At 72.0% G+C, this 20,757-nt stretch carries 27 protein-coding genes; 17 read left to right on the top strand and 10 right to left on the bottom strand.

All coding sequences use genetic code 11. The annotated features are described in order from the left end of the window. Positions 1-394 precede the first annotated feature (394 nt). Positions 395-808, bottom strand: coding sequence for an ATP-binding protein (locus ACFYMP_RS25500; protein WP_388861814.1), 414 nt, complete (start codon positions 806-808; stop codon positions 395-397). Between the two features lie 111 nt (positions 809-919). Between ACFYMP_RS25500 and ACFYMP_RS25495 the strand changes: the two genes are divergently transcribed. From ACFYMP_RS25495 to ACFYMP_RS25485, 3 genes are all read left to right on the top strand, one after another. Continuing rightward, on the top strand, positions 920-1,789 hold the full coding sequence (locus ACFYMP_RS25495) for a Scr1 family TA system antitoxin-like transcriptional regulator (protein ID WP_388861812.1): 870 nt from the start codon (positions 920-922) through the stop codon (positions 1,787-1,789). After that, positions 1,783-1,986, top strand: a complete 204-nt coding sequence (locus ACFYMP_RS25490; protein ID WP_388861810.1) for a DUF397 domain-containing protein — start codon at positions 1,783-1,785, stop codon at positions 1,984-1,986. The genes ACFYMP_RS25495 and ACFYMP_RS25490 overlap by 7 nt, the downstream gene beginning before the upstream one ends. A 77-nt stretch (positions 1,987-2,063) precedes the next feature. Continuing rightward, on the top strand, positions 2,064-2,258 hold the full coding sequence (locus ACFYMP_RS25485) for a DUF397 domain-containing protein (RefSeq protein WP_388861808.1): 195 nt from the start codon (positions 2,064-2,066) through the stop codon (positions 2,256-2,258). A gap of 243 nt (positions 2,259-2,501) precedes the next feature. On the opposite strand, the gene ACFYMP_RS25480 is transcribed toward ACFYMP_RS25485, so the two are convergent. The 3 genes from ACFYMP_RS25480 to ACFYMP_RS25470 form a co-directional block, all read right to left on the bottom strand. Next, a complete protein-coding gene (locus ACFYMP_RS25480; protein ID WP_388861806.1) occupies positions 2,502-3,767 on the bottom strand; it encodes an MFS transporter in 1,266 nt (421 codons plus the stop codon). Beyond that, entirely contained in the window at positions 3,764-4,915 is a 1,152-nt protein-coding gene (locus tag ACFYMP_RS25475; protein ID WP_388861804.1) for a PLP-dependent cysteine synthase family protein, read from the bottom strand. The genes ACFYMP_RS25480 and ACFYMP_RS25475 overlap by 4 nt, the downstream gene beginning before the upstream one ends. A 140-nt stretch (positions 4,916-5,055) precedes the next feature. Next, positions 5,056-5,484, bottom strand: a complete 429-nt coding sequence (locus tag ACFYMP_RS25470) for a hypothetical protein (protein WP_388861802.1) — start codon at positions 5,482-5,484, stop codon at positions 5,056-5,058. A gap of 399 nt (positions 5,485-5,883) precedes the next feature. Here ACFYMP_RS25470 and ACFYMP_RS25465 point away from each other — a divergent pair, with 399 nt between their 5' ends. From ACFYMP_RS25465 to ACFYMP_RS25440, 6 genes are all read left to right on the top strand, one after another. After that, the gene (locus ACFYMP_RS25465) at positions 5,884-7,107 is read left to right on the top strand and encodes an enoyl-[acyl-carrier-protein] reductase FabV (protein WP_388861800.1); all 1,224 of its coding nucleotides are present in this window, start codon (positions 5,884-5,886) and stop codon (positions 7,105-7,107) included. A gap of 93 nt (positions 7,108-7,200) precedes the next feature. Continuing rightward, positions 7,201-7,395, top strand: coding sequence for a hypothetical protein (locus ACFYMP_RS25460; protein WP_388861798.1), 195 nt, complete (start codon positions 7,201-7,203; stop codon positions 7,393-7,395). Beyond that, positions 7,392-7,790 (top strand): VOC family protein, encoded by a 399-nt coding sequence (locus ACFYMP_RS25455; protein WP_388861796.1) that lies wholly within the window; start codon positions 7,392-7,394, stop codon positions 7,788-7,790. The genes ACFYMP_RS25460 and ACFYMP_RS25455 overlap by 4 nt, the downstream gene beginning before the upstream one ends. A 117-nt stretch (positions 7,791-7,907) precedes the next feature. Next, positions 7,908-8,726: a siderophore-interacting protein gene (locus tag ACFYMP_RS25450; protein ID WP_388861794.1), complete on the top strand. Its 819-nt coding sequence runs from the start codon at positions 7,908-7,910 to the stop codon at positions 8,724-8,726. A gap of 203 nt (positions 8,727-8,929) precedes the next feature. After that, entirely contained in the window at positions 8,930-9,382 is a 453-nt protein-coding gene (locus tag ACFYMP_RS25445; protein WP_388861792.1) for a hypothetical protein, read from the top strand. A gap of 119 nt (positions 9,383-9,501) precedes the next feature. Continuing rightward, positions 9,502-10,050, top strand: coding sequence for a putative immunity protein (locus ACFYMP_RS25440; protein WP_388861790.1), 549 nt, complete (start codon positions 9,502-9,504; stop codon positions 10,048-10,050). A 14-nt stretch (positions 10,051-10,064) separates the two neighbouring features. On the opposite strand, the gene ACFYMP_RS25435 is transcribed toward ACFYMP_RS25440, so the two are convergent. From ACFYMP_RS25435 to ACFYMP_RS25415, 5 genes are all read right to left on the bottom strand, one after another. Further along, positions 10,065-10,673, bottom strand: coding sequence for an HAD-IA family hydrolase (locus ACFYMP_RS25435; RefSeq protein ID WP_388861788.1), 609 nt, complete (start codon positions 10,671-10,673; stop codon positions 10,065-10,067). 167 nt (positions 10,674-10,840) lie between these two features. After that, positions 10,841-11,893, bottom strand: coding sequence for a sugar phosphate isomerase/epimerase family protein (locus ACFYMP_RS25430; protein ID WP_388861786.1), 1,053 nt, complete (start codon positions 11,891-11,893; stop codon positions 10,841-10,843). 96 nt (positions 11,894-11,989) lie between these two features. Continuing rightward, complete coding sequence (locus ACFYMP_RS25425) at positions 11,990-12,787, bottom strand: triose-phosphate isomerase (RefSeq protein WP_388861784.1); 798 nt, start codon at positions 12,785-12,787, stop codon at positions 11,990-11,992. A gap of 3 nt (positions 12,788-12,790) precedes the next feature. Next, entirely contained in the window at positions 12,791-13,474 is a 684-nt protein-coding gene (hxlB, locus tag ACFYMP_RS25420) for a 6-phospho-3-hexuloisomerase (protein ID WP_388861782.1), read from the bottom strand. 329 nt (positions 13,475-13,803) lie between these two features. Beyond that, positions 13,804-14,100 carry a hypothetical protein gene (locus ACFYMP_RS25415; RefSeq protein WP_388861780.1) on the bottom strand — a complete coding sequence of 99 codons (297 nt, stop codon included), beginning with the start codon at positions 14,098-14,100 and terminating at the stop codon, positions 13,804-13,806. A 504-nt stretch (positions 14,101-14,604) separates the two neighbouring features. On the opposite strand from ACFYMP_RS25415, the gene ACFYMP_RS25410 reads away from it, so the two are divergent. Next, on the top strand, positions 14,605-15,297 hold the full coding sequence (locus ACFYMP_RS25410; RefSeq protein ID WP_388861778.1) for a CatB-related O-acetyltransferase: 693 nt from the start codon (positions 14,605-14,607) through the stop codon (positions 15,295-15,297). A gap of 193 nt (positions 15,298-15,490) precedes the next feature. After that, positions 15,491-16,075, top strand: coding sequence for a hypothetical protein (locus ACFYMP_RS25405; RefSeq protein ID WP_388861776.1), 585 nt, complete (start codon positions 15,491-15,493; stop codon positions 16,073-16,075). A gap of 12 nt (positions 16,076-16,087) precedes the next feature. On the opposite strand, the gene ACFYMP_RS25400 is transcribed toward ACFYMP_RS25405, so the two are convergent. Further along, positions 16,088-17,014: a hypothetical protein gene (locus ACFYMP_RS25400; RefSeq protein ID WP_388861774.1), complete on the bottom strand. Its 927-nt coding sequence runs from the start codon at positions 17,012-17,014 to the stop codon at positions 16,088-16,090. 493 nt (positions 17,015-17,507) lie between these two features. Here ACFYMP_RS25400 and rpsJ point away from each other — a divergent pair, with 493 nt between their 5' ends. Genes rpsJ through rpsS form a run of 6 tightly spaced genes read left to right on the top strand, consistent with a single transcriptional unit; the run spans position 17,508 to position 20,726 of the window. Continuing rightward, positions 17,508-17,816, top strand: a complete 309-nt coding sequence (rpsJ, locus tag ACFYMP_RS25395; RefSeq protein ID WP_003948644.1) for a 30S ribosomal protein S10 — start codon at positions 17,508-17,510, stop codon at positions 17,814-17,816. A gap of 14 nt (positions 17,817-17,830) precedes the next feature. Further along, positions 17,831-18,475 carry a 50S ribosomal protein L3 gene (gene rplC, locus ACFYMP_RS25390; RefSeq protein ID WP_363147035.1) on the top strand — a complete coding sequence of 215 codons (645 nt, stop codon included), beginning with the start codon at positions 17,831-17,833 and terminating at the stop codon, positions 18,473-18,475. 7 nt (positions 18,476-18,482) lie between these two features. Then, a complete protein-coding gene (gene rplD, locus ACFYMP_RS25385) occupies positions 18,483-19,136 on the top strand; it encodes a 50S ribosomal protein L4 (RefSeq protein WP_388861772.1) in 654 nt (217 codons plus the stop codon). Beyond that, positions 19,136-19,555 carry a 50S ribosomal protein L23 gene (gene rplW, locus ACFYMP_RS25380; RefSeq protein WP_388861770.1) on the top strand — a complete coding sequence of 140 codons (420 nt, stop codon included), beginning with the start codon at positions 19,136-19,138 and terminating at the stop codon, positions 19,553-19,555. The genes rplD and rplW overlap by 1 nt, the downstream gene beginning before the upstream one ends. Before the next feature lie 40 nt (positions 19,556-19,595). Next, on the top strand, positions 19,596-20,432 hold the full coding sequence (rplB, locus tag ACFYMP_RS25375) for a 50S ribosomal protein L2 (RefSeq protein ID WP_388861768.1): 837 nt from the start codon (positions 19,596-19,598) through the stop codon (positions 20,430-20,432). Between the two features lie 12 nt (positions 20,433-20,444). Further along, entirely contained in the window at positions 20,445-20,726 is a 282-nt protein-coding gene (gene rpsS, locus ACFYMP_RS25370; protein ID WP_363147039.1) for a 30S ribosomal protein S19, read from the top strand. Positions 20,727-20,757: the final 31 nt, after the last annotated feature.

Here is a 20,757-nt window from a genome sequence, read left to right as displayed (position 1 = left end):
CGGTGTGTCGGCGGTTGGAGTGCGTGACTCCGCGACAGGGCGCGGAGCGCCGATTAAGCTGGGTCCCAGCCATGAGGAAGCTCTTCTCTTCCGAATTGGTCAGGCCCTCGCCGGGATGCCAGTCCCTGCGGGGGCCCATCTGCGTTCTGGGCGCGTGCAGTTGTGAGGAGGTCTCGGTGTTGCTCGCGGCGAGCATATGCCAGCACAGACGTCGCTTTACCAGCCCGAACGTCCTCGTTCACTCCTACGGGTGAGCTTGGGGACGGGGCCCGGTAGGCAGGTGGGAAGGGTCCTTCTCCCTCGTTCTTTACGGGGTGATGCCGCCCGGCAGCGGGACGCGCGCCACCGGGTCGCGAGTTCCCGCGACCCGGTGACATGAGCGCTGGAACGGGACTCACCGCAGGGCCAGTTCGGCCCACACCGTCTTACGGGGCACGGGCCCCCGCTCGACACCCCAGTCGTCGGACAGGGCCGAGACCAGCAGCAGCCCGCGCCCGCCCTCGTCCTCCGCCCCGGGCACCGAGACCACCGGCTCCCGGTCACGCCGCGTGTCCGTCGCCTCGATACGCAGCGTGTCGGTCGTGGCCCGCATGGACAGCAGGAAGTCCCGCCCGCGCACGTTGCCGTGCGTGACGGCGTTCGCGGCGAGTTCGGCGACGATCTGCGCGGGAGCCTCCAAAGGGATCTCCCAGGAACGCAGTTGCTCGACCGCCAGCAGGCGCGCCAGGCGCGCGCCCCGGAGCGTGGAGGAGAGCTGCACGCTGAAGTGCCGGACGGTTTCGGGGGTGTGGGTGATTTCGTGATTCACGTCACTAAGGTTCGTTCGCTCTGCGTAGGCTGACCAGTGACGACGCTCGTACGGACGGTGACTGTCCCGTGGGTGTCCGGGACGTGTCCAAGTGCTGTCCAAGAGGAAGGGGTGACGTCCGTGACGGTGAGGGAGCCGGAGATTCCGGTACAGCCGGACGGGGACGAGGAGGAGATCGAGCCCAACGCGGTGCTCGGCTTCGTGGCTCGTCAGTTGGTCCTGTGGCGCGAGGGGGCCGGGCTCACCCGCGCCCAACTGGCCAAGGGGATCGGCTACGGCGAGAACCTCGTGTACAAGGTCGAACGCGGTGTCCGCATCCCCCGCCCGGAGTATCTGGAGAAGGTGGACGTGGCGGTCGGGGCCCAGGGCAAGGTCGCCGCGATGTCGGAGGACGTCGCCGAGGCCAGGTACCCGAAGAAGCTGCCCACGCTGATCAAGCTGGAGAAGCAGGCCGTGGAGCTGGGCGCCTACGGCAACCACAACCTCCACGGCCTGTTGCAGACGGAGGAGTACGCGCGGGCGCTGTTCGCGCAGAAGCGACCGGCGCACACGCCGGAGCAGATCGACGAGCTGGTCCGGGACCGCCTCGCGCGACAGGAGATCTTCACGCGAGAGCCGATGGTCACGCTGACCTTCGTGCAGGAAGAGGCCACTCTGCGGCGGCCGATCGGCGGCCGGGCGGCGCTCAGGCGGCAGTTGACACACATACTGGAACTGAGCCGCCTGCGGAACGTGGAATTGCAGGTCATGCCCACCGACACGGAGGAGCACGCCGGGCTGATGGGACAGTTGCAACTCCTGAAGATCCGGGACGGGCGGACGTTCGGGTACTCGGAGGCGCAGTCGGTCAATCGCCTGGTGGACGACCCGAAAAGCCTGCAAGTGCAGGAGCTGCGCTATGGGATCATCCGTGCGCAGGCCCTGACACCGCGCAGGTCGCAGGAATTCATCGAGCAAGTCTTGGGAGACGGCACATGCTGAAGTACTCACCGAAGGATCATGCGGAACTGGCGTGGTTCAAGAGCAGCTACAGCGACTCCAGCGACGGCCCCGATTGTGTGGAGGTGGCCGTGGAGCCGGGTGTGTTGCATGTCCGCGACTCCAAGGACGTACGCCGTCCGGGCCTCGGTTTCGCCCCGGCCGCGTGGTCGGCCTTCGTGTCGTCCGCGCGGATCTGACTGCTCGGCTCGTCGCTCGTTCGTCACGGTCGGCGGCGGTCTTGTGCCGTCGGCCGTCGCGGCTCAGGCTTGGGCGCATGGACGCTTACCGGCACGGCCCGTTGACGTGGTTCAAGAGCAGCTACAGCGACTCCAGTAACGGCCCCGATTGTGTGGAGGTGGCTGTGGAGCCGGGTGTGTCGCACGTCCGTGACTCCAAGGACGTACGCCGTCCGGGCCTCGGTTTCGCCCCGGCCGCGTGGTCGGCGTTCGTGTCGTCCGCGCGGGTCTGACTCCCCGTTCCGTCGCTCGCTCGTCACGGCCGGCGAACACGAACGCCTGCCCAGCGCTCCAGGCGGCCACGGTGACGGCCTGGGCACCGGCGGGGTCTTCGGGACCGTCGCGGTCCTTCCGGCCGCTGTCGGCGGCGCCACGACGTGGTGGTCGCGGCGCCGGCACCCGGCGTGAGCGAGGCGGGGCCGGGCGCGTCAGGAGCGAGTCTCCCGCGCGCCCGGCCCGGATGCGGCCCGCTCGCGTCAGGCGGTCGCGGGCTGAGGCGTCGACGCGGCGAGCCGCCCCGTGCGCGCCAGGCCCAGGACGGCACTCGCGCAGGCCCCGCCGGTCAGGGTCAGCGCGGCCCACACCAGCCACAGCGCCTGGTGCCTCGTGGCGTAGTCCCACAGGGCGCCGGTGATCAGGTTGCCCAGGGTGACGCCGATCCCGGAGACGGTGTTGTAGAGACCGTAGTGGGTGGCGACCAGGCGGTTGCCGGACAGGGAGACGACGGTGTCCATCTCGAAGGGGTAGACGATCGCGCTGCCGGCCGACAGGGCGATCACCGCGGCGGCCAGCGCGGCCGGCGCCACCACTCCCGGCACGGCCCCACCGCTCGCGGCGACGAGAGCGAGCGGCGCGAACGCCAGCCCCATCACGGCGAGGCCGCGCACCAGGGCCTGCTGACCGCTCCAGCGCGCCTTCGCCCAGCCGGTCAGTCTCAGCTGGCCGGTGACGGCCACCGCGGCGGACAGGACGAACAGCAGGCTGGTGGCCGTGGGACCCGCGTTCCCGAACGCCTCCCCGGCGGCCAGCGGCAGCGCGAGATAGACCTGGAAGGACAGCACGTAGGAGCCGGTCATCGCCAGGGAGAACAGCAGGAACGGCCGGTTGGCCGCCACCGCGCGCCACTGCGCCAGCACCCCGCTCTCCCGCCCGTTGCCGTCGCCCGCCCGGCGCGCGGGCAGAAACCGGCCCTGGACCACGGTCAGGGCCGCGAAGACACCCGCCGCCACCAGGCACACCAGGCGGAAGTCGGCGGCCAGCAACGCCAGGCCGACCAGCGGCCCGGCCAGCATTCCGGCCTGGTAGTAGACGTTGAACGTCGCGAACGCCTCCACCCGCCGCTCCTGCCCGGCTTCGGCGGCGAGACAGGCGCGTACGGCCGGATTGAAGAGGGCGCCCGCGAATCCCGTGGCCGCCGACGCGAGGACCAGGACAGGCAGGCTGTCCACGACGCCCAGCAGCGCGAACCCGGCGGTGCGCAGCAGACAGCCGGCCATGATCGGCACCTTGCAGCCGAAGCGGTCGGCGATCGTGCCGCCGATGAGGAACATGCCCTGCTGGGAGAAGTTGCGCACGCCCAGCACGAGGCCGACCGCCCACGCGGCCAGGCCCAGCTCACCGGCGAGGTGGGCGGCGAGGTAGGGCATGAGCATGTAGAAGGCGAGGTTGATGGCGAACTGGTTGGCCATCAGCAGCCGCACCGCGGGCGGGAAACTCCGGGTGGAGGTCCACAGGGTCCTCACCGGGCCGCTCCCGCCAGGGCCGCCGCGCCCGTGCCGGCGGCCCGCGCGGCGGGTGCCGGGTCCAGGACCGTCTCGCACTTCGTCCACCGCGCGACCGCCCGCTCGCCGGGATGGGCGATCCGGTCCGGGGCGGCGGCCGGCTCACAGCCCAGCAACTGGCGCTCCCGGCACCAGGAGTCGTCGAAGACGGTACCGGCGTAGCGGTGCGGGCCGTCGGGGAAGACGGCGGCGATCCGGGCCTCGGCCGGCAGGGTCGCGGCCAGGTGGCGGGCGACCAGGGCGACGGCGCCCACGCTCCATCCGCCGCTCGCGTACCGGGAGCGGGCCAGAGCCCGTGCGGACCAGACCGCTTCTCCGGCGGCGACCCAGTGCACCTCGTCGAACAGGGTGTAGTCGACATTGCGCGGATAGATGCTGCTGCCCAGTCCCCGCATCAGCCGCGGCGCGGCCCGCTGCCCGAAGATGGTGGAACCCGTCGTGTCCACGCCCACGACCTTCAGGCCGGGAAAGTAGCCGCGCAGCACCGAGGCGATACCGGCGGAGTGCCCGCCGGTGCCCACGCTGACCACCAGGGCATCGATCCGTCCGAGCTGGGCGACCAGCTCCCGGGCCAGGCCCGCGTACGCGGCCACGTTGTCGGGATTGTGGTACTGGTCCGGGCACCACGCGCCCGGATACGACGACAGCAGTTCGGCGACGCGGTCGCGACGGGCCTGCTGCCAGCCCCCGGCCGGATGCGGCTCGCGGACCACCCGCACGTCCGCGCCGTAGGCGGTCAGCAGGCCCGACACCAGGGGTTCCATGCCGGGGTCGGTGACCACGGTGACCGGATGGCCGAAGACGATCCCCGCCAGCGCCAGACCCAGGCCGAGCGTGCCGGAGGTCGACTCCACGATCCGCGCGCCGGGCAGCAGGTCACCGCGTTCGCGGGCGCGTTCGACCATGTACAGGGCGGTGCGGTCCTTGATGCCGCCGGGGTTGTGGCCTTCGAGCTTGGCCCAGAAACCGCGCCCGGCCTCCGTGAAGGGCTCACCGACCCACAACACGGGGGTGTCACCCACCAGGGAGGCCGGGGTGTGGGCCCGGCGCGTGGCACCGGTCAGCAACTGGGCGGGCGCCGGGGAGGAAGGCAGGGGAGAGCAGTTCATCGCACAGGTCTCCTGTCGGCCGCCACCGCGCCCCGGTCAAGGGCGTGGCGGGCCGGTGGTGTTCGAGGACGGAACCATGAGTGGACGACGACGTCACCGGGCGCCCGTGTCACGCGGGCGCGGCCGGGGACGAGGTCCCCTCAGGTCCGCCACACCCCCAGCACGGCCCGCGTCCGGCCGTGCTCCGCAGGGCCTTCGCCGCCTTCGCCGCGCCGCGACGCCCGGCTCCTGCCGGGCGCCGCCGGGGCGGGAGCGGCCATCAGTGGACCGCCGCCGGTCGCCGGGGGGACCGGCAGGCCCGTCCGGGGACCGGCGGCGGCGGGCTCGTCCACGCCGGCGCACCCCACGGCGGTGCCGTGGTCGCACGGTGCGGGAGCGGACACCACGGCGGGATGCGTGTGCGGGAAGGCGGCCGCCGCGGCAACGGGCAGGGAATCCGTGCGCGGCAGCCCGGCAGCCTGTGCGCCGTGGGCGCAGCCGAGCAGGTGCAGCAGCCCGGCCACCACCGTGACCAGCGCGAGCCGCCACAGCACGGACCGAGGTACGCGACGTCCCGCCCTCATCAGCACGACACGAAGGGTATGCGATCCGTTACGTAAAGTGCTTGTTAGGGGCCTTGTCTCGCGTACGGCCCTGTGCCCGCGCAGGCGGTGGGAGGGGTGCCGTGACGTGTGTGGGGTGCGGCCCGGCCCCGTTCTGTCCGTGGCCCCGGCTCCACGCCCGCCCGCCCCCCGGTACCGCTCCCGCTCTCGTTCCACATCGTGGCAACCCTCCAAGACCGGCCCGGCATCACTGTCCCGTACCCGGCCACCGCGCGGACGCGTACCGCCGGAGACTTGAGGGACCGGCGCCCGTGGGAGGCGGTGTCGCGGAACGCGCCGACCGCTCTTGCGGGAGCGCGTCGTGACGGTCGCTTCCCGGCCAGCGGCGACTCGGCCCGAGAGCACCCCCGAACGGCGAGGAACCCCATGAGTGAACGTGTTGTCGTACCCCGGAATCGTGGATTCCTGTTCTTCGACTCCCACCCCGCCGGGTGCGCGCGGCTCGTCGAGGACATGTGGCGGGACACGCCGCCGCCCGCGCGGGACACGTCCGGGAAGGCGGATGCCGGGGCGGAGAGGCCCGTCGCTCTCGTCATCGGCTCCTCCGCCGGATACGGCCTCGCCGCCACGGTCGCGGGCCTCGCGCACGTCGGGGTCCGGGGGATCGGCGTGAGCTTCGAGAAGGCGCCGGACCGGCGTACCGGAACGGCCGGGTGGTACCGCACGGCGGCGACCGCCGCGCTCGCGGCCCGGCACGGGCACGACTTCGTGTTCCTCAACGGCGACGCCTTCGGTGACGACATGAAGGACACCGTCGCCCGGCTCGTCACGGACCGCTTCGGCGGGAAGGTCGACTACCTCGTCTACTCGGTCGCCGCTCCCCGGCGCACCGACCCGGACACCGGCGAGAAGTACGCCTCCGTGCTCAAGCCGGTCGGCGCGGCGCACCGTACGAAGACCCTCGTCTTCGACGGCGACGGACGGCCCGAGGTCACGAGCGTCGAAACGGCCCCCGCCGAGGGCGACGACATCCGGCAGACCATCGGCGTCATGGGCGGCGCCGACTGGCGGCGCTGGGTCGAGCGGCTCGCCGAACGCGGCCTGCTGGCCGAGGGGTTCACCACGGCGGCCCTCTCCTACATCGGGTCCCCGCTGACCGCCGCCCTCTACCGGCGGGGCACGATCGGGGCGGCCAAGGCCGACCTGGAGCGGACCGCCCGCGACCTGGCCGGCTACCTCAAGGCGTACGGCGGCCGGGCCGTCACCTCCGTCAACGGCGCGGCCGTCACCCAGTCGTCCACCGCGATCCCCGGTATCGCGCTCTACCTCGGGCTGCTGCGCAGGGAGTTGGGGGACGGCCTCGTCCCGCCGGTCGTCCAGCTCACCGCGCTCTGGGACCAGCTCACCGGCGCCGCGCCCCTCGACCTGGACGAGGAGGGCCGCGTACGGCTCGACACGTGGGAGCTGGCTCCGGAGGTCCAGGCGGCGATCGGTGACCGCTGGCAGGGCGCGGACAACGGGAACATCGCGGAACTCGCCGACCTCGACTGGTTCCGTACGCAGGTCGAGCGGCTGTACGGCTTCTCCGTCCCCGGGGTCGACTACGGCGCCCCCGTCGAGACCGACGTCCCGTGGCCCGCCGCCACCTGAGCGGACGGAGGTCCGGCTCACGCCCCTCGCGGACCTGACGGAAGGTGCGTTGATCCCGGCCGGGGCCGGTCCGGCGGACGTAAAGTCGCGGGCATGACCCGGAGGAGAGGCCCCGAACGGCGGCCGTACGCGGGGCGGACCCGCGCCGGCACGGACCGGGCGGACCGGCTGGACCGGCTGGACCGGGCGGACCTGCTGGAGCCCCTGGCCCGGCTGGACCGCTTCGGCTTCGGTCGCCGGGCCGTGGGCAGCTCCGTCCGGCGGGCCGACCTGGAGGTACCGGCGTGATCGATGCGACCGCCCATGTCCGGGTGGCCAGGCCCTCGCGGGACCTGGCCGCCGCCGAACGGTTCTACGTGGACGGTCTCGGGCTGTCCGTCCTGTGGCGCACCACCGAACGCGTCCCGGGGGAACACGATCTGGTGATGGTCGGCCCGGCCGGGGGCGCCTGGCACTTCGAGCTGACGCACGACCCGGAGCGCCCGCTGGAGCCGAGCCCGACGGTGGACGACCTGTTCGTGGTCTACCTCGGTGAACCGGTGGACGAGTCCCTGACCGGACGTCTGGTGGCCGCCGGTGGCACCCGGGTCCCGGCCCACAACCCGTACTGGGACGAGCACGGCGTCACGGTCGCCGACCCGGACGGCTACCGCCTGGTGCTCTGCTCCCGTTCCTGGCCCTGAGCGACTTGCCGCCCACGGCCGACAGGCCGGGTCGCAGCCGACACGCGTCGGCGCCGGGACGTCGGGGCCGGGCGGGGAGTCTTGGGCGGGGGATTAGCTTAGGCTAACCTAAGCTTCATGCCGAAGAATCCCCGGCTCACGCCGACAGAACCGTCTCTGTTCCGCGCTGAGGTGCTCCGCAGCGAGCGCGTCACCCCGTCGATGCAACGCGTGACGGTGACCGGTGCCGACCTCGGGGAGTTCCCCTGGCGCGGCTACGACCACTGGTTCCGTCTCTTCCTGCGGCTGCCGCACCAGGAGGAGTTCGTACTCCCGGAGCTGTCGGGCTCGCGCTGGTGGGAACCGTACCTGGCGATCCCGGAGGACGTCCGGCCGCACTGCGCCAACTACACGGTCGCGGGCTTCCGTCCCGAAGTGGCCGAACTGGACATCGACTTCGTCGTGCACCGCGGACCGACCGGGGAGATCGACGGCGCGGCGGCGATCTGGGCGTGCGCCGCCGAGCCCGGCGATCCCCTCGCCCTGCTCGACCAGGGAATCGTCTTCGACTGCCCGGACGACGCCTCCGAGGTGCTCGTCGTCGCCGACGAGAGCGGCCTGCCGGCCACGGCCGGGGTCCTGCGCTCGCTGCCGCCGGACACCGTCGGCCGGGTCATCCAGGAAGTCCCGGTGGCGGGTGACTGCCGCGACCTCGACGCACCGCGCGGGGTGGCCGTGACCTGGGTGGTCCGCGGCGACGCCGCGGCGGTCCCCGGCGCCGCCGCGCTCGCCGAACTCCGCCGCCACCAGTCGGTCGGGGAGAGCGGTTACGCGTTCGTGGTCGGGGAGTCGACACTCGCCACCGAGGCGCGCCGCCACCTGCACCGCGCGGGCCTGGCCAAGAACCGCATCACGTTCTCCGGCTACTGGAAGCACGAAGGGGCCAAGGCCGCTTGAAGGGTGGCCGGGTGCCGGGTGCCGGGTGCGGGGTGCCGGTGGCTGGTGACCGGTGGCCGGTGGGTGTGTGGCAGAAAGGTTCACCCGGTAGTGCTATTGGCCCATTGAGGCGGCGACGCGTTGTCCTGATACCTCCCTCCCGCGCCGGTTCGGCATAGTTCTCGCCAAGTCGTTCCCGGCGTCGAGGACACCAGAGGGCTCAGGTGCGCAGGTCTCTTTCGTTGTTGTTCACCGTGTCGCTGCTCGGCGCGATCGTCTCCGTAGTGGTCGCGGTCTCGTCCTTCTCCGCCACCGCCCCCAAAGCCACTCACCGCTGCGTGATGCGGGAGGAGCCTCCCCGGGTGAGCGGGGGAGGGCGGATCGAGGCGCGGGTCCGGCAGACCTGCGCGGGGAGCGGCTGGAAGACCCAGTGGGTGAAGGCGCGCATCCTCAGCCGGAGTTGCGAACGCGGTTGCCGCAACAGAGTCGTCATGACGTACGCGCGCAGCCCCCTGCGGGGCGCCGACGACCGGGTCGCCGAGTTCAGCGGCGGCGTCCGGTGCGCGCGCTCCGACGAGCCCCGGTGGTTCGTCGTGGAGGGCAGCTCCTACCTCAGGGACGGCGACTTCCAGGCCCGGGGATCATCGGCCGCGGTCCGGCTGGCCTGCGCGAACTGACCTGAGACGGTCCGCTTCCTGCGAGGGCGCACCGCGTGCGCGCCGCACCCCGGCGGACGGCGGCGCGAGCCGCCCGGCCCACGGGACGGCCCTCCGGCGCGCTGCGGCAGGATGGCGGAATGCCGACCGAACCGGGCCCGATCGAACTGGACGTACGAGAACTGCGGGCCGTCACGGGCTGGGCCGCCGAGTGCGCGAGCAGGGTGCTGCCGCTCTTCGAGCAGGACCGCCCCGGGGACCCGCGCCCCCGCGAAGCCGTCGAGGCGGCACGTGCCTTCGCGGCGGGCGGCCCGCGCACCACGGCTCTGCGGCAGAGCGCGTGGGCGGCGTACAAGGCGGCCCGCGAGGCCGCCACCCCCGCGGCCGCCGCCGCTGCCCGGTCGGCGAGCCACGCGGCCGCCGCCGCGTTCCTCCATCCCAGGGCCAGCGCCCATCAGGTGAAACACGTCCTCGGCTCGGCAGCGCAGGCCGCACTGGCGGAGGAGGAGAACCCGGCGGGCGGACGCGGCCCCGCCGAGGGAACCGGGCAGTGGGCGCTGCGCCACGCACCACGGGAGGCCGGGGCCGTGCTCGGCCGACTGCCCGCCGCGCCTCCGGGAGGCGGACGCGCGGGCGAGCACCTCCGGGCACTCGACGCCGCCCTCCGCGCCGGAGGACACACGGGGTGAGAGCGCGGCCCTCCTCAGGGCCGCAGCAGCCCGAACCCCTGGAGCGCCCGCTCCAGTTCCTCCGCCGAGGTGTACTCGTGCGTCCGCATGCCCACCTTCGCCGCGCCCTCGGTGTTGACGGGTTTGTCGTCGATCAGGAGGGAGCGTTCGGGGGCCGCTCCGGTCACCCGCAGAACCGCCTCGTACGCCGCCGGGTCGGGCTTCGTCACTTTGAGGTCGCAGCTGAAGAAGAGGTGCGCGAAGCCCTCAAGGGCGGGCGAACCCTCCAGGGCCCGCGCCAGGTCCCCCGGGGCGTCCGACAGCAGGGCCAGGGGCACCTCGCCCCGCAGCCGGCGGGCCAGCCGGACCGTCGGCTCGTGCGGGCTCAGGCAGTTGCCGATGTCGATGGACCACAGGCGCTGGCGTCGCTCCGCGTCCCAGCCGGCGTCCAGGTCGGCGTCGACCAGTTCCCAGAAGCGGGCGGCCGAGGCCCAGACGTTGTAGGCCGGGCGGTGCCGGTGCCAGGCCTCCCAGAAACGGTCGGCGGGCACGCCCGCCGCCTCCTCCAGGGCGCGGCGCATGTGCGGCGGACGGGTGCGGGCAAGCACTTCGGCGTAGTCGAAAACCACGAGGTCCCAGGGCATCACAAAGACTCCCGTCCTGTTCGTGTCCGTTCGGGTCTTTCCGTGCGTGTTCGCGTGTGCATGTGTGTTCGTCCGTGCCCGTGCCCGTGCCCGTCCCGAGTGCGAGTGCGAGTGCGTGTGCGTGTGCGTTCGCGTCGGCGGATCGGGTGCGGGTGCGGGCCGCGTGCTCAGGCTCCGTCCTCATCGGCCTTCCCGGACGCGTCGAAGGCCGAGTCGAAGGCGGCGGCGCTGGGGCGCACGCGGGTGAGGGCGCGGACGTAGCGGAGGGCGTCCGGCGCCGCGACGCCGCGGTCCATGCCCGCGTCCTCCCACTCGACCGACAACGGGCCCGCGTAGCCGATGTAGTTGAGCGCGCGCAGCAGGGACTCGAAGTCGACCTGGCCGTGGCCCGGCGTGACGAAGTCCCAGCCCCGGCGGGGATTCCCCCACGGCAGGTGGGAGCCGAGCACGCCGGCGCGGCCGTCCTCGCGGCGCACCGCGTCCTTCAGGTCGACGTGGTAGATCCGCTCGCGGTAGTCGACGGCGAAGACCGCCGGGTCCAGTCCCTGCCACAGGAAATGGCTCGGATCGAGGTTGAGCCCGAAGGCCGGGCGGTGGCCGAGGACGTCCAGGGTGCGGGCGGTGGTCCAGTAGTCGTAGGCGACCTCCGTCGGATGCACCTCCAGCGCGAAACGCACCCCGGCCGCGTCGAACGCGTCCAGGACCGGGTGCAGACGCGAGGCGAACTCCCGGTAACCGGCGTCGATGTCGTCCTGCTCGACCGGCGGGAACAGCATGAACATGTGCCACACGGGCGAGCCCGTGAACCCCACGACGGTGTCCGCCCCCAGCCGGGCCGCGGCGGCGGGCAGCGCCGTCATCACGCGCGCCGCCCGCTTCCGCACGCCCTCCGGGTCGCCGTCGCCCCAGATCTCCGGCGGGAGGAGTCGGCGGTGCCGGTGGTCCACCGGATCGCACAGCGCCTGCCCGATCATGTGCGCCGCCAGGGCGTGCACGCGCAGTCCGTGCGCGTCGAGCAGGGCCCGGACCTCGTCCGCGTACGAGGGGTCGGCGGCGGCCCGGACCGCGTCGAAGTGCCGGGGGTGGCAGGCCAGGGCCAGACCGTCGTAGCCCCAGGACGCGGCGTCCCGGCACAGGTCGGGCAGTGGGACGTCCGTCCACTGGACGGTGGTCAGGGTGACCGGCCGGCCTCCCGCGTCGTTCGTCTCGTTCGCGTTCACCTCGTGCACGTCCTCACGTCGTCAGTCCCTCACGTCCTCGCCCGCCCGTCCCCGCCCGCCACGCCGTCCCGTCCCTCGCGGACGGGACGGCGCGGTTCAGGCCGCGGGCTCCCCGGGGGTGGACAGGAACCCCGCCAGGTCCAGCAGTTCGGACAGGACGGCCGAGCGCTGGGCGGGATCGTGCGCGGCCCGGCCGAGCCCCATGCCGTCCGGCAGGGGCCGGTCACCGGAGCGCAGCAGGCCGGTCACCACTCCGGGGGTCACGGCTCCGCCGTAGGCGACACGGGTGGGGTGGCCGAAGGCCGCGCACCGCTCGCGCAGCAGGGCGCAGACCGACGCGATCACCCCGCTCCCGGCCGGGGTGCCCGCCGCGGAGGTCCAGGCCGGCTCGTACAGCCAGGTCACCGGTGCCCGGGGCGGCAGACGCTCCAGTACGGCCTCGGCCTGCACCCGCACCGACTCAAGCGCCGGCGCGAGCGGCAGCGGGCGTTCCTCGCCGACGCACACGAGCGGCAGCAGCCCCCGCCCGGCGGCCGAGGCGGCCTTGCGGCCCACCTCCGCGTCGCTCTCCCCGTGCGTCGTACGCCGCTCGTGGTGCCCCGTCATGACCCAGGAACAGCCGCTCGCCGCGAGCGCGGAGGCAGGGATGTCACCGGTCGGGGGAGTCTCGTCCGCGGCCACGTCCTGAGCGCCCCAGCCGATCCCCGTGCCCGCGAACACGGACGCGGCCCGGTCCAGGAGCTGGGCGGGAACGAGTACGACGAAGCCCACGCGGGCGAGCGCGTCGGCGTCCGGCAGCAGGCCGTCACACCACGCGCCGAAGCCCGAACTGTCCAGCAGCGCTTTGGTGTTGGTGCAGGAGAGGAACCGGGGCAGGCCCGTGGTTGCCGTCATGGGTCACTCCATGTTGGTGTGGCGGCGCCGCATGTCCTCGTCGTGCACCGCGCCGGCCCGCTCCAGAGCGAGGACCACCGAGTCGAAGAACAGCAGAGCGGTCTGCTCGAAGAGCGTCCCGATGAACTGCTCCGAGCGGCCGGGCGCCCGGCCGCGGCTGTACTCCCGCAGGACCACCAGCATGTCCGCCCGGCGCCCCAGCGTGGAGTCCGGTTCGCCGACCACCGCGGCGAGCCCCGCGCCGGCCTCCACCGCGGAGGTTGCGAGCTGGACGACCCCACTGGTCTCCCCGGAGCCGCTGCACGCGACCACCAGATCCCCCTGGCCCACGGGCGGGGCCGTCACGTCCGAGTACACGGACGTGGGGACACCCATGTGCGCGAGGCGCATCGCGAAGGCCTCGATCGCCAGCTTCGACCGTCCGGCGCCCACGACGACGACCTGACGGGCCCCGGCCAGCGCGTTGACGAGGGCGGCCGCCTGGTCCGGGGACACCTCGCCGAGCGCGACCCCGGTCTCCGCGCTCACGACGTCCCGCGCGTCGCGGAACGACTGTGGGCACTGCTTCAGGGCCTCGGCGGAGAAGGCGACGGAGGCCTGCGTGCCGCAGGTGCCCGCTGTGGGGCCCGGACGAGTGGGGGAGCCGGCCGAGGACGAGGTGCTGGGCTGGTCGGTTTTCTGTATCACGCTGGTTGACTCCGTGAGGCTATGGCTCCTGGAGGGGAGCGGAGGGAAGCGGAGAGCGATATCGCGACAGCGGAAGGTGACGAGAGGTCCTGTGTCCGTTCGGTGCGTGCTCTGCTCCGTGCGCGGTCGCGGCGAGTCCGGCTCGGGTGCCGCGTGGACTGCCCTTCGATGTGCGGCTTTTGCCATGCTTTCACATGATTTCGGGTTCGTCGTCCGGAAGCGGGGAGGGCCTCCCGCTCGCCGCCCGTTGGTCACCAACAGGGCTGCGTGGGGCAGGAGTTGCCGTCGGATCGGGCGGGGCTGCCGGACAGTCGCGGGCTGCCGGCCCCTCACGTCATGGCGAGCCACGGGGCGACTCCCGCGAGCGCGAACAGGGTGAGGTCGAGGTCCGTCTCCCTGGCCTCGCCGTGGGGCGGGTGCAGGCCCGGTGCCGGCATCCGGAACCCGACGAGGCGGAGTGCGGCCGGCAGGGCGAGGGCGGTCGCGATCCTCGTCCTCCTCCTGCCGCCGCTGTCGCCTCGGTCACCCCGGTCACCCCGGTCACCCCGGTCGCCTGGAGCAGCCGCCTCGGGACCGTGCCCACCCGGCAGCCCGTCCGGGCGCCGGCCGCGCTCCTGGTCCTGCATGGCCTTCCCGCCGGGATCTCGACGTGCGTCCGTCCTCCGAAAGCGAGAGCCGTTGAGCCGGTCCCGGGGTGGCGCGGTACTGGAGCAGTTCCGGTTCGGTTCCAGCTCAGGCTCCGGCTCCGGCTCCGGGGCGGTCCCGAGGGGCGTAGCGCGCCCTGCCTCCGTCACCGAGTCCGCACCCCCGCCCCGGAATTCGGTGGACCCGGGGTGACTGCCGAGGGCATGATCACCCCTCGCGGCGCACCGTCGTGCGCCGCCTTCGGGGGAGGGCGGTCGGGTGGCCCGACACGAAGGCGGACGGCTACGGAGCCCGTCGCCAAGCCGCCCGAGGATCACGACGTCCTCCGCACGGCCGGTACGGGCGGCCACGACGCGGGGCGCCGTACCGGAGGGCCACCAGTACCTTCCGCGGACCCGCCGGGTGAAGAAGGGCGGTACGGAGACCCCCGCCGACTGGAGGACCGACCGCGTGAAGCACCAGCCGACACCAGCCGAAGGAGCCCCATGACGGAACCGAACCAGCGGCCGGAGCGGGGCGCGTCCGGCCCCGGGCCGCTCCCGGTCACCGATCCCGAGACCCTCCACCCCATGCCGGGGCAGCCGCGCGTGGTGCTGCTCAAACCGCTCGTGACCTCGCCGCTCATCGAGGTCGGCGCGTACTCGTACTACGACGACCCGGACGAGCCCGAGGCGTTCGAGACGCGCAACGTCCTTTACCACTACGGGCCCGAGCGCCTCGTGATCGGGAAGTTCTGCGCCCTCGCCACGGGCGTGCGTTTCCTCATGAACGGCGCCAACCACCGCATGGACGGGATCTCGACCTTCCCCTTCCCCACCATGGGCGGACCCTGGGCCGACCACTTCGGGCTGCTCGCCGGGCTGCCCGGACGCGGCGACACCGTCGTCGGCAACGACGTGTGGCTCGGCAACGGGGCCACCGTGCTGCCCGGCGTACGCATCGGACACGGGGCGATCGTCGGCGCCGGGTCCCTCGTGACCCACGACGTGCCCGACTACGCGGTCGTCGGCGGCAACCCGGCCCGCGTCCTGCGCCTGCGTTTCACCGAGGACGAGATCGCCCGGCTGCTCGCCCTCGCCTGGTGGGACTGGCCCGTCGAACACCTCACCGCGCACCTGCCCACGCTCATGACGGGGGACGTCGCGGCCCTCGAAGCGGTGGCCCCTGCGGGGAGCTGAGCGCCGCGCGGGGCCCCGGGGGAGGGGCCGGCGGAGGGCGGACGACGGGGGAGCGGGGCGCGGGACCGCCCGGCCGGGGCCGGGGCGCCAGTCATCTTTCCTTCACTTTTCCCGGTCGCTACGATCACTTCGTTCACGTAGGTGATCGTTATGTGTTCGAAAATGGCCAGTCGGCCAGACGGGGAGTGAACAGGTGCCCGGACTCCGTGGCGTCCACAAGGTCCGGCGGGGTGCGCTGACCGGCGCGGCGGCGCTCGCCTGCGCGGCGGCCCTGCTCGCCACACCGGCCGCGGCCGGGGAGGAACCCGCCGACTCCGATGCCGCCTTCCCGGCGGGCGCGACGCTCTCCGAGGGAGTCGACCAGAGCCCCGCGACCGACGGCGCCACCGAGGCCGGACCGGAGACGGCACCGGACGCGACCGTCTCCGCCAGATCGGCGGCGGCCACCTCCGCCTCCTCGGGCCCCCCGTCCGACTGCATCGGCCGCACCGCCGCCTACGGCTCCTCGGCCTGCTTCGTCCCCGACGGCGACGTCGTATGGGTCCTGGACACCGAGAAGGACGGCATGTCCGCCGCCGCCGGCATCTACACCGACTACGGCCGCGCCCCCGAGGCATGCCTCAACAAGTCCGGCGTGAACCACTGGGTGAAGTGCGACTTCGACTACTCGGAGAAGGGCAGGGTCCAGCTCCGGGCCTTCCGCTACGACACCGACACCGACAAGTTCTACGTCCCCGAGGCGTACTCCGACTGGCTCCCGGTGAACGGCAGGTACTGAGGCGCGGCGCGGCTACCGGGCCTCCGGCCCCGACGCGGACTCGGACGCGGCGAAGACCTCGTCGAGGGTGGTGGCGGTGATGGCGCGGTCGAGCCAGCGGGTGAGGGTGTGGGTGTCTCCGCAGTCCATGACGCGGGCGCGCGTCGACTCGGGAACCTCGAAGCCGCGCCCTACGAGAACCCGCAGAAGGGACTTCGCCTCGCCCCGGGCCTCGCCCAGGGCTTCGCCCTCCGCCCTTCCCTCGTCCCGGATCTCCTGGGACAGCGGTGACGTGTAGAAGGAGAGATCGGCTGCCACGAGGTTCCTCCACTGGTGTGCGGCGCGGCCTCTGCCGAGGCCCTGTGCGGTGAGTTCGACGAAGGTGTTGGCCTGGTCCTCGGGCACGTCCCGAAGGGCCGTGGACAGTGCCTTCAGTATCGCATCGACGTCCGGGTCGGCGGCGTGGGTCACGGCCGAAAGGACGGTCAGGGGAATGTCTGCGCGAGCCCGGTCGGGGTCGGTGACGACCGGCATGTTGTGCGGGCCCACGACCAGGGGGCGCAGGGTGATCGTGGGCCACTCCGGGGTGCCCATGTGACGGGGCTCGGCCGCCCAGGACGCCGTCGCGCGGCTCTGGCACACGACCATCAGGACCGTCGGCAGCGCGTACTTGCTGCGCAGGTAGGTGACGTAGTACGCCCAGGCGTCCGGTTTCGCGTGGTCCTTCTTGCCCTGGGCCTCGACGGCGAGGAGGAAGGAGCCGCCCTCCTCCTTGCCCTCGACCTTCAGCAGGGTGTCCACCCGGCGCTCCAGCGGGCTGTTCTCCGTGAGGTCCGTCGGCAGGAGGCTCACGGCCACCGGTTCCTCGGCCGCCAGGCCGAGCGTGCGGAAGACGCGGGCGTAGAGCGTCGGGTCCTGCTGGAAGACCCGGTGCATCGCTTCGTGGGGTGCGCTGACCATGAGGCGAAGGTAGGGCCGGAGAGCCGCCGGACGGCTGCATATGCCGGAGTCATGCTCGAAGAGGTGATACCGGCCACTCCCGGGTTGACCCGCGCCGGTCCCCGCGCCCGTACCCGCGTTTGATACCCGCCCCGCCCGGGGTAAGCTGCTTGACCCGATTGGCCGGGGCCCCGGCCCGTGTGGCACACTGAACAGGTTGCTCGGTTGAGTGCCGATGCTGCGCGCCTCCCGCCGGGAGGACCTGAAGCGAGTCCCACAGTACTCGTCGGCCCCACGCGGGCCGGACGTACGGGAATCTTCGGGGAAGCGTACGCGGGGTGCCGGCCAGGCGCCCGGTGGATGTTCTTCCATCACAACCCCGCGGTCACGGATCGCAGACCCTCAGCGGTTTTCTGTTGGCGGGGATGCGACACGCCCGACCGCGTGGGTCGGACAGGACAGCAGGACCACCGGGTCCCACGAGCGTGACGAGAGACAGGACTACCAAGTAGCCATGGCGGGACAGAAGATCCGCATCCGGCTCAAGGCCTACGACCACGAGGTCATCGACTCTTCGGCGAAGAAGATCGTCGAGACGGTGACCCGCACTGGTGCGTCGGTCGCAGGCCCGGTGCCGCTGCCCACAGAGAAGAACGTGTACTGCGTCATCAAGTCGCCGCACAAGTACAAGGACTCGCGCGAGCACTTCGAGATGCGCACGCACAAGCGCCTGATCGACATCCTCGACCCGACGCCGAAGACCGTTGACTCGCTGATGCGCCTCGACCTTCCGGCCGGCGTCGACATCGAGATCAAGCTCTGAAGGGCGCGCGAGAGATGACCAAGCAGATCAAGGGCGTCCTGGGCGAGAAGCTCGGCATGACCCAGGTCTGGGACGACAACAACCGCGTCGTCCCGGTGACCGTGGTCAAGGCCGGACCCTGCGTCGTGACCCAGGTCCGTACGAATGACTCCGACGGCTACGAGTCGGTCCAGATCGCCTTCGGCGAGATCGACCCGCGCAAGGTGAACAAGCCCCTCAAGGGCCACTTCGCCAAGGCCGACGTGACCCCCCGCCGCCACCTCGTCGAGATCCGTACCGCTGACGCCAGCGAGTACACCCTCGGCCAGGAGGTCAACGCCGAGACCTTCGAGTCCGGCGTGAAGGTGGACGTCACCGGCAAGAGCAAGGGCAAGGGCTTCGCCGGTGTCATGAAGCGTCACAACTTCAAGGGCCTCGGCGCCGGTCACGGCACCCAGCGCAAGCACCGCTCGCCCGGTTCCATCGGTGGCTGCGCCACCCCGGGCCGCGTCTTCAAGGGCCTCCGCATGGCGGGCCGTATGGGCGGCGAGCGAGTCACCACCCAGAACCTGACCGTCCACGCCGTTGACGCGGAGAAGGGACTGCTCCTCATCAAGGGCGCCGTCCCCGGTCCGAACGGCGGCCTCGTCCTGGTCCGTACTGCGGCCAAGGGGGTCTGAGGTAACAATGAGCACCATTGACATCCTTTCGCCCGCGGGCGACAAGGCCGGGACCGTCGAACTCCCCTCGGAGATCTTCGACGCGAAGATCAGCATTCCGCTGATCCACCAGGTCGTCGTCGCTCAGCTGGCCGCTGCCCGCCAGGGCACGCACAAGACGAAGACCCGTGGCGAGGTCCGCGGCGGTGGCCGCAAGCCGTACCGCCAGAAGGGCACCGGCCGCGCCCGTCAGGGTTCGACCCGCGCTCCGCAGTTCGCCGGCGGTGGCGTCGTCCACGGCCCCGTGCCGCGCGACTACTCGCAGCGCACGCCCAAGAAGATGAAGGCCGCCGCCCTGCGCGGAGCCCTCACCGACCGGGCCCGCAACGAGCGCATCCACGTCGTCTCCGGCGTGGTCGAGGGCGCTGCCTCCACGAAGGCCGCGAAGAGCCTGCTCGGCAAGATCAGTGAGCGCAAGAACGTGCTCCTGATCGTCGAGCGCGCCGACGAGGCCGCGTGGCTGTCCGCCCGCAACCTGCCCCAGGTGCACCTCCTGGAGCCGGGCCAGCTGAACACGTACGACGTTCTCGTCTCGGACGACGTGGTCTTCACCCAGGCCGCCTTCGAGTCCTTCGTGTCCGGCCCGAGCAAGGCCACTGACACCGAAGGGAGCGAAGCCTGATGGCTACGCGTCACCCGAGCATCGCCCCCAAGGCGGCCAAGGCCGCCAAGGCGGCGCGCATCGCCAAGGCGAAGCGCCACGCCACCGAGGGCAAGAACACCGTTGAGACGCCGCTGAGCAAGAGCTTCACGGACCCCCGTGACGTTCTCATCCGCCCGGTCGTCTCCGAGAAGAGCTACGCGCTGCTCGACGAGGGCAAGTACACCTTCGTCGTCGACACGCGTGCCAACAAGACCCAGATCAAGCAGGCCGTCCAGGCGGTCTTCGAGGTCAAGGTCACCGGGGTCAACACGATCAACCGCCAGGGCAAGCGCAAGCGGACCCGCACGGGCTTCGGCAAGCGTGCCGACAGCAAGCGCGCGATCGTGACCCTCGCCGAGGGCGACCGTATCGACATCTTCGGCGGTCCGACCTCCTGACGGAGGTCCGGATCGTCCGATATCGGACGAGGACTTAAGAATGGGTATCCGCAAGTACAAGCCGACGACTCCGGGCCGTCGTGGCTCCAGCGTCGCCGACTTCGTCGAGGTCACGCGGTCCACGCCGGAGAAGTCGCTGGTCCGCCCTCTGCACAGCAAGGGCGGCCGTAACAACGCCGGTCGTGTGACCGTTCGCCACCAGGGTGGCGGACACAAGCGCGCCTACCGAGTGATCGACTTCCGTCGTCACGACAAGGACGGCGTGCCGGCGAAGGTCGCGCACATCGAGTACGACCCCAACCGCACCGCGCGCATCGCGCTGCTGCACTACGCCGACGGCGAGAAGCGCTACATCCTCGCGCCGCGCGGCCTCGTGCAGGGTGACCGGGTCGAGAACGGCCAGGGCGCCGACATCAAGCCCGGCAACAACCTGCCGCTGCGCCACATCCCGGTCGGTACGACCGTGCACGCCATCGAGCTGCGGCCCGGCGGCGGCGCGAAGTTCGCCCGCTCCGCGGGTGCCTCCGTGCAGCTGCTGGCTCGTGAGGGCGCCATGGCGACCCTGCGTATGCCGTCCGGCGAGATCCGCATGGTGGACGCGCGCTGCCGCGCCACCGTCGGTGAGGTCGGCAACGCCGAGCAGTCGAACATCAACTGGGGCAAGGCCGGCCGTATGCGCTGGAAGGGCGTCCGCCCGACCGTCCGCGGTGTCGCGATGAACCCGGTTGATCACCCCCACGGTGGTGGTGAGGGCAAGACCTCCGGTGGTCGCCACCCGGTCAGCCCCTGGGGTCAGAAGGAGGGTCGTACGCGCTCTCCCAAGAAGGCGAGCAGCAAGTACATCGTCCGCCGCCGCAAGACGAACAAGAAGCGCTAGGAGCGGGTTTAGATGCCGCGCAGTCTCAAGAAGGGGCCCTTCGTCGACGACCACCTCATCAAGAAGGTGGACGTACAGAACGAGGCCGGCACCAAGAACGTCATCAAGACCTGGTCCCGCCGCTCGATGATCATCCCGGCGATGCTCGGACACACCATCGCGGTGCACAACGGCAAGACCCACATCCCGGTGTTTGTCACCGAGTCCATGGTCGGCCACAAGCTCGGCGAGTTCTCGCCGACGCGCACCTTCCGGGGCCACATCAAGGACGACCGGAAGTCGAAGCGCCGCTAAGCGCGGGGTGGATTGACCAATGACAGACACT

Origin of the sequence: Streptomyces sp. NPDC007088 (assembly GCF_042869355.1) — a bacterium.
GTDB lineage: Bacteria > Actinomycetota > Actinomycetes > Streptomycetales > Streptomycetaceae > Streptomyces.
The sequence above is the reverse complement of the archived record's forward strand: the minus strand, read 5'-3'. Positions and strand labels throughout refer to the sequence as shown.